Origin of the sequence: Arthrobacter cavernae (genome assembly GCF_017368795.1) — a bacterium.
GTDB classification, from domain to species: domain Bacteria; phylum Actinomycetota; class Actinomycetes; order Actinomycetales; family Micrococcaceae; genus Arthrobacter; species Arthrobacter cavernae.
In genome coordinates this window covers 1-12,156 of record NZ_JAFNLL010000071.1, presented here as the reverse complement: position 1 = coordinate 12,156, position 12,156 = coordinate 1, and the positions used below count along the sequence as shown (strand labels likewise).

At 65.2% G+C, this 12,156-nt stretch carries 14 protein-coding genes and 1 pseudogene; 5 read left to right on the top strand and 10 right to left on the bottom strand.

Features of this window, described 5'->3' with window-relative positions; genetic code table 11:
• Nucleotides 1-28 precede the first annotated feature (28 nt).
• Both J1902_RS18510 and J1902_RS19965 read right to left on the bottom strand, forming a co-directional pair.
• Nucleotides 29-280, bottom strand: coding sequence for an acyl-CoA dehydrogenase family protein (locus J1902_RS18510; protein WP_372434599.1), 252 nt, complete (start codon nucleotides 278-280; stop codon nucleotides 29-31).
• Nucleotides 238-360 (bottom strand): annotated as a pseudogene (locus J1902_RS19965) (hypothetical protein); the annotation flags it as partial. The pseudogene J1902_RS19965 and the gene J1902_RS18510, both read right to left, overlap by 43 nt.
• Here J1902_RS19965 and J1902_RS18505 point away from each other — a divergent pair.
• The 5 genes from J1902_RS18505 (at nucleotide 360) to J1902_RS18485 (ending at nucleotide 4,586) form a co-directional block, all read left to right on the top strand.
• On the top strand, nucleotides 360-1,301 hold the full coding sequence (locus J1902_RS18505) for a LysR substrate-binding domain-containing protein (RefSeq protein ID WP_242702214.1): 942 nt from the start codon (nucleotides 360-362) through the stop codon (nucleotides 1,299-1,301). The pseudogene J1902_RS19965 and the gene J1902_RS18505 overlap by 1 nt on opposite strands.
• 75 nt (nucleotides 1,302-1,376) lie before the next feature.
• The gene (locus J1902_RS18500) at nucleotides 1,377-2,030 is read left to right on the top strand and encodes a histidine phosphatase family protein (protein WP_207617843.1); all 654 of its coding nucleotides are present in this window, start codon (nucleotides 1,377-1,379) and stop codon (nucleotides 2,028-2,030) included.
• 53 nt (nucleotides 2,031-2,083) lie between these two features.
• Entirely contained in the window at nucleotides 2,084-2,842 is a 759-nt protein-coding gene (gene fabG / locus J1902_RS18495) for a 3-oxoacyl-ACP reductase FabG (RefSeq protein WP_242702213.1), read from the top strand.
• Nucleotides 2,839-3,312, top strand: a complete 474-nt coding sequence (locus J1902_RS18490; protein ID WP_207617842.1) for a MaoC family dehydratase — start codon at nucleotides 2,839-2,841, stop codon at nucleotides 3,310-3,312. The genes fabG and J1902_RS18490 overlap by 4 nt, the downstream gene beginning before the upstream one ends.
• A gap of 71 nt (nucleotides 3,313-3,383) precedes the next feature.
• Nucleotides 3,384-4,586, top strand: a complete 1,203-nt coding sequence (locus tag J1902_RS18485; RefSeq protein WP_207617841.1) for an acetyl-CoA C-acyltransferase — start codon at nucleotides 3,384-3,386, stop codon at nucleotides 4,584-4,586.
• Between the two features lie 67 nt (nucleotides 4,587-4,653).
• On the opposite strand, the gene J1902_RS18480 is transcribed toward J1902_RS18485, so the two are convergent.
• The 8 genes from J1902_RS18480 to J1902_RS18445 form a co-directional block, all read right to left on the bottom strand.
• On the bottom strand, nucleotides 4,654-5,259 hold the full coding sequence (locus J1902_RS18480; protein ID WP_207617840.1) for an NIPSNAP family protein: 606 nt from the start codon (nucleotides 5,257-5,259) through the stop codon (nucleotides 4,654-4,656).
• Nucleotides 5,260-5,322: 63 nt separating this feature from the next.
• Entirely contained in the window at nucleotides 5,323-5,742 is a 420-nt protein-coding gene (locus J1902_RS18475; RefSeq protein WP_207617839.1) for a GlcG/HbpS family heme-binding protein, read from the bottom strand.
• 55 nt (nucleotides 5,743-5,797) lie between these two features.
• Nucleotides 5,798-6,115 carry a DUF4286 family protein gene (locus J1902_RS18470; protein WP_207617838.1) on the bottom strand — a complete coding sequence of 106 codons (318 nt, stop codon included), beginning with the start codon at nucleotides 6,113-6,115 and terminating at the stop codon, nucleotides 5,798-5,800.
• Between the two features lie 226 nt (nucleotides 6,116-6,341).
• Nucleotides 6,342-7,994: an amidase gene (locus J1902_RS18465; RefSeq protein ID WP_207617837.1), complete on the bottom strand. Its 1,653-nt coding sequence runs from the start codon at nucleotides 7,992-7,994 to the stop codon at nucleotides 6,342-6,344.
• 115 nt (nucleotides 7,995-8,109) lie between these two features.
• Nucleotides 8,110-9,327 (bottom strand): cytochrome P450, encoded by a 1,218-nt coding sequence (locus J1902_RS18460; RefSeq protein ID WP_207617836.1) that lies wholly within the window; start codon nucleotides 9,325-9,327, stop codon nucleotides 8,110-8,112.
• Nucleotides 9,328-9,339: 12 nt separating this feature from the next.
• Nucleotides 9,340-10,356, bottom strand: a complete 1,017-nt coding sequence (locus J1902_RS18455; RefSeq protein ID WP_207617835.1) for a PDR/VanB family oxidoreductase — start codon at nucleotides 10,354-10,356, stop codon at nucleotides 9,340-9,342.
• A 188-nt stretch (nucleotides 10,357-10,544) separates the two neighbouring features.
• Nucleotides 10,545-11,672, bottom strand: a complete 1,128-nt coding sequence (locus J1902_RS18450) for an ABC transporter substrate-binding protein (protein WP_207617834.1) — start codon at nucleotides 11,670-11,672, stop codon at nucleotides 10,545-10,547.
• Between the two features lie 259 nt (nucleotides 11,673-11,931).
• On the bottom strand, nucleotides 11,932-12,156 hold a 225-nt coding region (locus J1902_RS18445; protein WP_278253675.1), incomplete at its 5' end, for an acyl-CoA dehydrogenase family protein.

The following is a 12,156-nucleotide window of genomic DNA, read 5'->3' as shown; positions in this document are numbered from 1 at the left end:
GGCCACGCGGTTGGCCAGAAGGATGCCGTTACCGCCGAGCAGGTCGCGGGCATTGGAGGCGATGGACCGGGCTGTGCGGGTCAGGTGAACTTGGCGAGCGAGGCCTGCGCAGGGTCAGCACGCCTTCCTCGTCCAGCCTGGTCATCTGCATCACCATGAGTTGCATGGTGGCCAGTTCCGAGTGCATGCGGGCCAGGCGTTCCTGCACGATCTGCGAGGCGGCCAGGTGCCGCCGAACTGCCGGCGCTGGGCGGCGTACTGCACCGCTGTTTCGTAGCAGGCCCTGGCATGCCCGACGGCGGACCACGCCTGGCTCGAATCCGAGGGTTCACTGATACCCTGTTTGCAATAATCGGGCAATGAAATGGCCTTCCATCATGCAAATCAACCAGCTTCAAGCGTTTCTCGCGGTGGCCCAGGAGCTCCACTTCGGCCGGGCCGCGGCCCGGCTTCATATCGCGCAGCCGCCACTGAGCCGAACCATTAAGCAGCTTGAGACCGAGCTGGGAACCCTGCTTTTCGAGCGCAACACACGGTCGGTGACGCTGACTGCCAGCGGACAGGCCCTGGTTCCAGCAGCCCGCGAGGTTCTGGACGCGGCCCGCCGTGCCGAAGTTGCCGTCAAGTCGGCAGCGCACGGACAGGTTGGACTCGTCCGGATCGACTTCGCCGGCATCTCCACCCACGGGCTCGTCGCGAGGCTGGCACGCGCCATACGCCTGCTGCACCCGGGAATCCGGCTCGAACTCTCGAGCCAGCATTTTGGCCAGTCGGCCATGCGCCGCCTCGAGCACGGCGAGACCGACATCGCGCTCGGCAGGTGGGACTTCGCACCGCCGGAAATTTCCACCGAGGTCGTCATGCCTGACTCCCTGCTGATGGCGCTGCCGGACACGCATCCGCTCGCCGGAGAGCCCGAACTGTCCATTGCACGATTCAAGGATCAGCCATTTGTCACCCTGCCTCCGCATGAAGGTGCCGTCTTGGATGACCGCTTGCGCCTCATGTCCCGTGCGGCTGGTTTTTCACCGGATCTTGCCCAGGTTGCACCCGATACCCAGACGGCGCTGGCCCTCGTGGGCGCCGAGGTTGGCTGCCACCTGACATTGGCTTCGGTCGCCCGCTACGCAGATTCCACCCAAGTGGCCTTCGCCCGGCTAACCGAGTCCTCGCCCGATGTTGACCTGCGGGCCGCCTGGCGATCCGGCGACAACGCACCGGCCCTGCACACGGTTCTGGCCGAACTAATGGCATTCACCGACAAAGAGGACGCCGAGGATCCCGGGGCGCTCCACGGGTAGTGCAAGCATCCTGCTGGCACCCCGATAGCCTGCAAGGGGTGGTTCCCGGCCGGCCCGTTGGCTACGGTCGGGACTGTGAGTGTTCTCTATTTGGTCCGGCACGGACAAGCATCATTCGGCACCGAGGACTACGACCGGCTGTCGGCACGCGGCAAGAACCAGAGCCAAGCCCTCGGCACCTACTTGATGCGGGCTGGTACATCTCCCACCCGCGTCGTCAGCGGCGGCATGAAACGCCAGCGCCAGACGGTACAGGGACTCATCGAGGCTGCCGGCTGGGACACTCCCCCCGTGGTCGATCCGGGGTGGGACGAATTCAACGCATCCGATCTGCTGAACGCCTATCCTGAGGACGATCCCGGCGCAAAAACCGATTCGAGGGCCTTCCAGCGACTGCTCGAGAAAGCCTCTGCCCGCTGGGCCTCCAACGACCACGACGCCGATTACCTGGAGTCGTTTTCTGCGTTCACACAGCGGATCGACACGGCCCTCGACAACGCAGTCGAAGGGCTCGGATCGGGTCAGGACGCAGTGGTCGTCTCGAGCTCGGGCGCCATTGCCTGGGCAGCGGCCCGGCTTCTCAACGGCGGATTTCCCCAATGGCTCGCACTCAACCGGGTCACCGTAAATTCCGGGGTCACCAAGATCGTGACCGGTTCATCCGGGAAGACGATGGTGACATTCAACGACCATGGCCATCTTCCCCGTTCCTGGGTCACGTACCGCTAGACGGACAGGGACAGGCAGCGACTTCACCCACGAGTAAGGAAACAGGTTTCATCATGACTGAACAACAGCGCACGGCACTGGTCACCGGAGCAGGACGCGGCATCGGCGCCGAGATTGCCCGGCGCCTTGCATCCGATGGATTCAACATCGCAGCGATCGACCTCGACAAGGCGGGGCTTGATGCCCTTACCTCCGAGCTGACCGCAGCCGGCCACCGGGCCATCGGCATCGTCGCGGACATCTCGGACGAGGCCGCCGTCGAGGCCGCCGTCGCCCGCACCGCCGACGAGGTGGGCCCTCCCGTGGTGGTGGTCAACAACGCAGGCATCATCCGCGACAACCTGCTCTTCAAGATGGCGGTGTCCGACTGGGACCTGGTCATGAACGTGCACCTGCGCGGATCCTTCCTGGTCGCCCGCGCCGCCCAGAAGCACATGGTCGAGGCCAAGTGGGGACGCATCATCAACCTCTCAAGCACCTCGGCCCTGGGCAACCGCGGCCAGGCCAACTACTCGGCGGCAAAGGCTGGGCTGCAGGGATTCACCAAGACCCTCTCCCTGGAACTGGGCCCCTTCGGCGTCACCGCCAACGCGATCGCCCCGGGCTTCATCGAAACCGAGATGACCGCCTCCACGGCCGCGCGCATGGGCGTGAGCTTCGAGGACTTCACGGCCAAGGCCGCCGCGGCGATCCCCGTGCGCCGCACCGGCAAGCCCGCGGACATCGCCAACGCCGTGTCCTTCTTCGCCTCCGAGAATGCCGGATTCGTCTCCGGCCAGGTGCTGTACGTGGCGGGCGGACCGAAAGCATGAGGATCTTCAGCGGCATCGACGACTTCGCACGGTATGTGGGTGAGGAAATCGGCGTCACCGAATGGCGCACCATCACCCAGGGAGACATCAATGCGTTCGCCAAGGTGACCAACGACCACCAGTGGATCCACGTCGACACTGAGCGTGCGGCCTCGGGCCCGTTTGGCACCACCCTGGTGCACGGTTACATGACCCTCTCACTGGTCTCCGGGTTCATGTTCGACACGTACCGCATCGACGGGCTGTCCATGGGCGTGAATTACGGATCGAACAAGGTCCGGTACCCGGCCCCGGTCCTGGTCGGCTCGCGCGTGCGTGGCCGGATCAAGCTGGTGTCTCTTGACCGCGAGGACACGTGGGCACAGTCAACGGTCCAGGTCACCGTCGAACAGGAGCTCAACGGGGAGGCGAAGAAGCCAGGCTGTGTGGCCGAGGTCGTATCCCGGCTCTACGAGGCACCTACCGCCTGAACCGAGGCAAGATCGCTCGTCCTGCTCCACCCCGCACACGCCGAAGACCCCCTTCCTGAAGGAGCACCACCATGCCCAGAGCAGCCATCGTTGCAACAGCCCGCACCCCCATCGGCAAGGCGCACCGCGGGGCCTTCAACAACACCTCCGCCCCGGAACTGGCCGGGCACGCGATTGCCGCGGCACTGGCCAAGACGGGAATCGACCCGGCACTGGTCGAGGACGTCATCCTGGGTGCCGCCGCGCAACAGGGAACGCAAAGCTTCAACGTCGCCCGCCAGGGCGCGCTGCGCGCCGGGTTGCCGGTGACGGTTCCCGGGCAGACCATCGACAGGCAGTGCTCGTCGGGGTTGATGGCGGTCGCGACGGCGGCCAAGCAGATCCTCACGGATTCCATGAATGTGGCAATTGGCGGCGGGGTCGAATCCATTTCGCTGGTTCAAAACGAATACATCAACAAATACCGCAGCCGCGATCCCTGGATTGAGACCAACCACCCGGGCGCCTACATGCCCATGCTGCAGACCGCCGAGCTCGTGGCCGAGCGCTATGGCATCAGCCGCAAGGCGCAGGACCAAATGGGGGCGGCTTCCCAGCAGAGGGCAGCCAATGCCCAAGCGAGCGGCAGGTTCAATGATGAGATCGCGCCGATCCGGGTGACCACGCTGAAGACCGACAAGGAAAGCGGTGAAGTCACGGAATTCGAGCAACTCGTCTCCCAAGACGAGGGCGTGCGTGCCGGAACCACCCTCGAAACTCTTGCGGGGCTCCGCACGGTACTGAATCCCGGGGATTTCACGGCAAATCCGACCGTGACGGCAGGCAATGCCTCGCAGCTGTCCGACGGGGCCTCGGCGAACGTTTTGATGAACAGCGACTACGCCGCGTCCCTGGGCGTGGCGCCACTTGGCTATTACTGCGGCATTGCCGTGACCGGATGCGAACCCGATGAGATGGGGATTGGTCCCGTCACAGCCGTTCCACGGCTCTTGAAGAACCATGGGCTCACCGTTGATGACATCGGGATCTGGGAACTGAATGAAGCCTTCGCCTCCCAGGCGGTTTACTGCCGTGATTTCCTGGGGATCGACCCGGAAAAGATGAACGTCAACGGCGGCGCGATCGCCCTGGGCCACCCGTACGGAATGACCGGTTCACGGGCGGTTGGCAGCGCCCTGCTCGAGGCACGGCGCCGAGACCAGCAATTCGTCGTCATATCCATGTGCGTGGGCGGCGGCATGGGTGCCGCCGGCCTCTTCGAAGTCGCGCGCTGAGCGGGAAAAACTGCAGGCGGTTCCCCTCGGCATCGTGCCAAGGGGAACCGCCTGAGGCCTCCGCCAACTACTGCAGAGGAGAGAACTCCGAGGGCGCCAACCGCTTCACCACCGTGGAGAGCGGCACCGGGCCGTCAACCGGAAGTGTGGCCACCGCTGCTGCGACTGCCCGTCCCCGGTGCTCTTCGTCTGGGTGCGCCCAAATCTGAACGATCCCGTTGGTCTGCCCGAACTCCAGGCGCCCTGCCAGTACGAGCTCATCGTGCCTGCTGCGCGCCCGGATCGCGTCCGACCATGCCTGACCGGCTGCGCGAAGCTCGGAGACTCTGAAGTAGTCGTACCGGATTTCGAAGACCGGTCCGATGGCGCCGGGGGCACGCTCTTCAACGAAGTCGAACGGGATGACCAGCTCCGCCATCATCCGGTTCACGAATCCACCCGTTGCCGGGGGCCAGTTCGGATGCTGGGCGGCCTGGGCCCGCAGCTCGGTGCGCTCGGCCTGGTCCTGGTAGGGCCACACGTGGATCACTTCGCTCTGCGGCTGGTCCGTGGTGCGCCAGAAGCCAGCCAGGGGCGAGAATGCGGCACGGTCGACGTACCCGGTGCCGAACCGCCGCTCGAACTCCGGCACATTCTCCGAATCCACCTGGTAGGAACGGATTTCGTAAATCATTGGCATTTCCTTCTCGTGTTGGTCGAACGGGTTCTCTGTGCCGGTGCGGCCGGGCCCGGAGGCTCAGCCCCGGAGCACAGCGACGCCTTGGAGCGCCGCGACGCCCGCGCTGGCACATTCTTCGTCCTGCTCGCCGGTGCCGCCGCCCACGCCGCAGGCACCGACCAAGATGCCGTCGCTGAAGATCGGAACGGCGCCCTTGGCGTAGAAGATACGCCCGCCCTCGGCCTGGGCGATGCCTGACATGATCGGCGAGGCGGCACGCTCGGCGAGCAGGCCACTGGGCTTGGCGAAGCCGGCTGAGGCAACGGCCTTGCCCTGCGAGCCATAGCCGGCGCCCCAATGCCCGCCATCCATCCTTCCGAAGGCGAGCAGCCGGCCGCCGGCGTCACAGACAGAGACGCTGATCCTGATGTCAAGTTCCTTGGCTTTGTCGATGGCGCTTGCGATGACGAGATTTGCCTGGGCGAGGGTGAGTGTCATGACCTGACTTTCGTGTTGCTTCGGAAAAAAGGGGTTTCAGGAATCGCGGGCACGGCTAGGGAATGGCCCGGAACATGGAAAGCGAGGCATTGGAGGTGTGCGGCCTGATCTTCGAGGCCCAGTCGCCCTGTGCGGATGCGGCCTTCCACTCCGGGGTCTGCGGCAAGTCCGGGGAATCCACGCGGTAAACCGTTGCGTACCGCTGCACGCCCGCGTTGGGCCGTTCCAGGACGTATCGCTGGACGCCCAGGACACCCGGGACCTTGGCGATGAATGGCACATGCTCGGTGTTGTAGATGCGGTTGAACTCGTCATCGAGCTCCTCCGGGATATCCAGCTGGACGAGCCACATGTATTCGGTCTTTTCCTTCACTTGTCTTACCTTTCGACGGCCGCCAGGCCGAGGGGCATCAAGGCGGCAATTCGTTGCCGGCTTCGTCCCCGCGTCGGCGGAGTTCTATATGGATCGCCCACTGTGCGATGTTGGCTGCTCAATGGGCGAGGTCAAGGGGTGGTGCTCAAGAGGAAGTGTTCAAGGGGCGATGTTCATTGGTTGCGCCCCGGCGCGCGCCTCGCGGCCAGCGCGGGTGCGGGCGGTTTCAGGGCGAGCGGAGCGAGAACACATTGGCCGGGGCCTCGCCATACAGATGGTCGCGCGGCATGCGGTCGGCCATCGCGAGGGCGTACGGTGCGCCCTCCAGCAACTGTTCGAGCATGCGGCCATCGAGATCCAGGCCGGCCCGGCCGGCGGCCGCCAGGCACGCCTCGCGCAGCACCGGATCGACGTCCCCCAACGTGCCCGTCGTCAACCGGGGTTCTTCCACCGGCGGCGCAACGGCCCCGGCGACCAGTTCGGGATGCCGCAGGTGCCACCCCGTCGCCTTCTGGTACGCGTGGCCGATGCGCAGGATCGTCGCCTCGCCGAAGGGCCGGCCCAGGATCTGCATGCCCAGCGGAAGCCCGCCGGACCCGAACCCGTTGGGAAGCGCGAGAACCGGCTGGCCGGTGACATTGGCGGCGGTGAAGTGGTTGGAATTCTTCCAGAAGGCCAGCGGGTGGTGCGCGGAGAAGGCCGGCGCCTCGCCCGAGCAGATGGTGATGAAGGCGTCGAAGCGCCCGTACAGCGCCTGCATCTCGGCGATGGCCCGCTGGTGTTCCCTGCCGGCCCGGATGAGGTCGTTGGCCGTGAACAGTACGGCCGGCAGCATGCGGCTCAGGATGTCGGAGCCGAAATTCCCGGGGCGGGCCATCAGCTCGGGCTGGTGCACGTTGAGCACCTCGGTTTCGGCGATGATCGTCTTGATATCGCCGTAGCTTTGCATGGGCCGGATCCGGCAATCCTCCAGCGTGGCGCCCAGCTCTTCGAGCACGCCGAGGGCAGCGTCCATGGCGTGGCGTTCATCCGTGCTTGCCGCGACTTCCTCTTCCCAGTTGTGCCGTAGCACGCCGATTCGCAGGCCGCGCAGGTCCCCGCCCAGGGCACCGAGGTAGTCGGGTATTTCGCGGGCCACGCTGGCCGGGTCGCCCGGGTCATGGCCGGCGATTGCTTGGAGCAGGATGGCGCAGTCCTCGGCGGTCCTTGCCATGGGGCCGCTGCGGTCGAAGGTGTGGGAATGGGGAATCACCCCGGAGCGGCCCACCAGCCCGGGGGTGGGCATCAGGCCGGTGACGCCGCAGCGGGATGCGGGCACCCGGATCGAGCCGCCGGTGTCGGTGCCGATGCTTGCGGGCACCATGCCCGCGGCGATTGCCGCCGCCGAACCACTCGAGGATCCTCCCGTGACACGGGCCAGGTTCCAGGGGTTCCGCGGTGGCGGCCACGGAACGTCGAACGACGGTCCGCCATGGGCAAACTCGAAAAGCGCCAGCTTGCCCATCAGGAGCCCGCCGGCCTGCCGCAGCTTCCGGGTCACCGTGGCGTCGCGGGCCGGAACGTTGTCCTCCAGAACCCTCGAATGCCCGGTGGTCAGGATTCCCGCGGTGTTGAAGCAGTCCTTCAGTGCAAAAGGGATGCCGTGCAACGCACCCCGGTACCGGCCGGAGGCTATTTCGGCGGCTGCCTCGTGCGCGCCGTCGAGAGCATCCTCAAAGGTACGGGTGACATATGCCTGCACTTGCCCGTCGACGGCTTGGGCACGCGCGATGAGCGCCTCAACATACTCCACCGGGGACAGGCGGCCTGATCCGATGAGCTGCCCGGCCTGTGCCAGTGTCAGTTGGTGAAGCCCGGCGGTTTCAACGGCAGCGGTCATTCGTTCAGCTCCTTGATGTTCGGAATCCGGCGCAGACCGCCGGCAGACAGCAACAAGCCGCATGCCGGCGTCGGGAGCGTGCGACCCGACGCCGGCATGCGTCCCTTGAACCGGGCTAAGCGAGCGTCAGCCGCAGCGGAACCGAATCCCAGCCGCGCAGGGTGTTGTTGTGGTGGCGTTCGATCGGCGAGGCAAGCTCGATGCTCTTGATCCGGGGAACCAGTTGCTCCAGCAACGACGCTGCCTGGAGGCGGGCTGCATGCTGGCCCACACATTGGTGCACGCCCATGCCAAAGGAGAGGTGCCCCGAAGGATCACGCGAAAGGTCAAACTTGTCAGGGTTTTCCCAACGCCGCGGGTCGCGGTTGCCTCCGGCGAAGCACATCATGACCCTGCTGCCCTCGGGGATGGTGCTGCCGCCGATGGTCACCTCGCTCGAGGTCTTGCGGAAAATCTGCTGGACCGGGGATTCCCAGCGCAGCGATTCGTCAAACGCAACGCGTCCCAGGCCGGGGTTCCTGCGCAGCGTTTCCCATTGCTCCGGGTTGGAGGCAAAGGCGTAAAGCATCCCTGAGATGCCGTAGACCGTGGTGTCCACGCCGGCCGAGAGTAGCGAGCGGGTCAGCAGCGGGGCGTGCTCGTGCAGGATGTCTCCGCGATCGGCGGCGGCCCAGACGTCGGCGCCGAAGCCCTCGGGCTTCAACGCGTCGCGCTGGCATTTGGCGGTGGCCCACTCGGCGTATTCCGCTGCCTTGCATTCGCCCTGCTTGACAAGATCATTGCGGGGGCCCAAAGCGTTGAAGACGTGGTCGGCATAAGGAACGAGGTTTTCGCGGCCCTCCTCGTCAATGCCGGAGGCATCGGGGAAGAAATTGACGGGGAACACCGAACCGATCTGGCCGTGCCCGTCGATTTCAATCTGCCCACCGGACGCCGTGCCCTCCAGGAGTCCATCGATCAGCGACCCGGCCCGGGCCATGCAGTTGTCCTTCATTGCGCGCAAAGCCCGTGAGGACAAGATCTCCTGCAACACCTCGCGGGGTGCGTCGTGTTCCGGCGGATCCATCTGCAGCAGGCCCCGGGCACGCCACGGCTCGTTGAGGCCCACGCCGGACCCCGAGGTCAGCTGCTGCCAGTTCGCGACGGCGGCCAAGAGGTCCTCGTAGCGTCCGATCGCATATGCGTTGTACTTGGACAGGAACACCACGGGGCCGGCCTCGCGCAGGCGCTCCTGGAACGGCAGGGGGTTGTCCAGGATTTCCGGCGAGAACGGGTCATCGTCGAGGACCGGGATGGTTCCGTGGTTAACGGGGCACTTCGTCACTGTCGACATGGTGGGTAGCTCCTAAAGATCCAGCACGAGGCGATCGGTGATCGCGCGTGAGACACATACAAACATTCGGTCGTTCTTGGCCCGCTCCGCATCATTGAGCAGCGAGTCACGGTGCTCCGGGGTGCCCCGCAGGACGCTGACCTCACAGGTGCCGCACACGCCTTCGTTGCACGAGGAGAGCACGGGGACGCCGGCATCGCTCAAGGCCGAAAGCACCGTTTCATCGGTCCCGACCGTGATGCACCTCTTGGAGCGTGCCAGTTCCAGTTCGAACGGCTCGGTCCGCACCGGCTCCGGCAGGGTTGCGGGAACGAAGCGCTCAAAACGCACCGCCCAGGACGGCCACGCGGATGCTGCGCCGGCCACCGCGTTCAACAGCGGCTCCGGTCCGCAGCAGTAGACCCTGCCCCCGTCGACGGGTTCGCCCAGGAAGGTGAGGTTCAGGTGGCCCAGCTCGTCCTGCGGCCAGATGGTGACCTTGTCGCCGTACTGTGCGAGCTCGTCGAGGAAGGCCATCGAGGCACGCGTTCGGCCGCCGTAGTGCAGGTGCCAATCGATGCCGAGCTGCTCGGCTGCGACGATCATCGTCATGATCGGGGTGATCCCGATGCCGCCGGCGATGAATTCGTAACGGGTCGCCTGGGACAAGTGGAAGTTGTTGCGAGGCGTTCCCACGGTGAGCATGTCGCCAACCGCGAGCTGCTCGTGGATGTAGCGAGAGCCGCCCTTGGAGTTCGGCTCGTTCAGGACGGCGACCTCGTAGGCGTGCGGGTCCCAGCGGTCGCCGCACAGGGAGTAGTGGCGCGAGAGGGCTCCGGCGTGCGCGGTCGGGAGCACCAGTTCGATGTGTGATCCCGGCGACCAGTCAGGGACACGGCGGTTCTGCGGTTCCTCAAGGCGCAACCGCACGACGCCGTCGGCGATGACATCCTTCCGCGCGACCCGGAGGGACTGGATTCCAGGGTGACCGGCAGCGGGCTTGGAGGCCGGGGATTCGTCGACGCTGAGCGAATCGGCAGTAGTAGTCATATGACGATCATCCGCGCAAAGCATTCCTGTAATCAATCTCACAGAACTTATCAAGGCGATAGCCACGCAGCAGCGGGCAAGTGCTTGACAGCGAACCGCAGCTACACACAAGGACGTCCCCGCGTACCGCAGGTGCGGTACACGGGGACGTTGGTCCTGCTTAGGAGTTCGTGGGATGGCATTCCCGCTTACGCGCGCGCAAATTCCGGGACGAGCTGCTCATAGGTGATATCGCCCTTCTTGACGCTGCCAAAACGCAGCGCGAGTTCGGACATGTGGTCCACTGTCTCCTTGGTAGCCTTGAACATCGGCTTGAGCCGTGGTTCCACCTTGGAGATGTAGTGCTCGACGTAGGCCGCGGCGATTTCCGGCGCCTTTCCGCCAAGCCCGCTGTTGTTGAGCAGATCGGCCGCCGCCGTCCTGTTGTTGATGATCCACTCGCGGGCGTCGTCCTGGGCAGCCAGCCAGTTTTTGATGACTTCCGGCTGCTGCTGCGCCATCTCTTCGCGCACGGCGATCGCGACCACGGCTTGGTTGCGCATCAGCTCGGGCACGTTTGCTTCGGCGAAGTCGATCAGGATCGATCCACCCGACTCCTTGGCAACGAAACGCGTCGAGGTCCACTGGACGGTGACGTAGGCGTCGATGCGGTCGGCGTTCAGGTTCGGGATCGCCTGGGCGGTGGGACCCACCGCCAGCGCGGTGACGTCGTCGTACTTCATGCCGGCCAGCTCCAAGGCAAGCTTCAGCTGCAAGTCGCCGCCCGAGCCGACGCTCGTGACGCCGATGCGCTTGCCCTTCAACGACCGGATCTTCTCTTCGAAACTCGCCTCGGGTCCGGGCCACTGGTGCTTCTTGCTGCCGACGATCCCGTAGGTTGTTTCGAGTGCCCGGAAGCCGGCGAGCACCGGGCGCTTGCCCTTGGAGCTGTTCGCGTGGGTTGCCATCAGGAGCATCGTGTCTGCCGCGTAACCGTCGATGGCCCCTGCCACGAGCAGCTGGAATGACTGGACGCCGCTTTGCGGGGTGATGTGCTTGGGGACCTCGAGCTTGTGCTTGTCGTAGTCCTTGTTGGCAAGGTTGATGGTGTCAAGGAAGTACGCATCGCCGGGGAACGACGCCACGGCGAACTTGTGCATGGCACCTGTCGCCGCAGGTGCAGCGCCGCTGTTGCTGCCGCAGGCCGAAAGCAACGAAGCAGAACCCAGTGCCGCAGCGCCAAGTCCCGCATACTTCAACAGCGATCGGCGCGAGACTCCGTTGTCCCATGCCCGCAGACGTCCAAGAGGCGATCCGCCCTTCTGTGACTCAAACATTCATGCTCCTGTGTGGTTGATGCGTCCTTGGGTGAAACCGCTTGAGTTGGGCAATCCACAGCCTGCATTCGCGGTCCGGGCCTTTCCGGCGAATTCGAGCGCCAGTGTGACCCAAGTCTCTTGGGGGCAAGGCATGCATTGGAAGCACTGCATCCCTTGCAGGGTGATAGCGATCCCCGATCATCGGCGCAGATGGGTCCGGACACACAAAAGTCCCCCCGTGCCGCGCTCGCGGTACGGGGGGGACATGTGAACCTGCTTAGGCGTTGGCGCGGGCCTCACGGCGGGCGCGCTGGCGCTTGAGTTCGTTGCGGGCCAGGGCGTTCTTGTGTACTTCGTCCGGACCGTCTGCGAACCGGATGGTGCGCGCGTAGGCGAACGCGGAGGCCAGGAAGGTGTCCTGCGAGAGGCCGGCCGCACCGTGGACCTGAATGGCCTTGTCGAGGATCCATTCAACGGTGGACGGGGTGGCGATCTTGATGGA

Excerpts from the sequence above, each read along its gene's own strand:
- J1902_RS18455 (WP_207617835.1), bottom strand. The coding sequence starts at position 10,356 with ATGACTACTACTGCCGATTCGCTCAGCGTCGACGAATCCCCGGCCTCC.
- J1902_RS18475 (WP_207617839.1), bottom strand. The coding sequence starts at position 5,742 with ATGACACTCACCCTCGCCCAGGCAAATCTCGTCATCGCAAGCGCCATC.
- J1902_RS18480 (WP_207617840.1), bottom strand. The coding sequence starts at position 5,259 with ATGATTTACGAAATCCGTTCCTACCAGGTGGATTCGGAGAATGTGCCG.
- J1902_RS18450 (WP_207617834.1), bottom strand. The coding sequence starts at position 11,672 with ATGTTTGAGTCACAGAAGGGCGGATCGCCTCTTGGACGTCTGCGGGCA.
- J1902_RS18460 (WP_207617836.1), bottom strand. The coding sequence starts at position 9,327 with ATGTCGACAGTGACGAAGTGCCCCGTTAACCACGGAACCATCCCGGTC.
- J1902_RS18485 (WP_207617841.1), top strand. The coding sequence starts at position 3,384 with ATGCCCAGAGCAGCCATCGTTGCAACAGCCCGCACCCCCATCGGCAAG.
- J1902_RS18505 (WP_242702214.1), top strand. The coding sequence starts at position 360 with ATGAAATGGCCTTCCATCATGCAAATCAACCAGCTTCAAGCGTTTCTC.
- fabG (WP_242702213.1), top strand. The coding sequence starts at position 2,084 with ATGACTGAACAACAGCGCACGGCACTGGTCACCGGAGCAGGACGCGGC.
- J1902_RS18465 (WP_207617837.1), bottom strand. The coding sequence starts at position 7,994 with ATGACCGCTGCCGTTGAAACCGCCGGGCTTCACCAACTGACACTGGCA.
- J1902_RS18490 (WP_207617842.1), top strand. The coding sequence starts at position 2,839 with ATGAGGATCTTCAGCGGCATCGACGACTTCGCACGGTATGTGGGTGAG.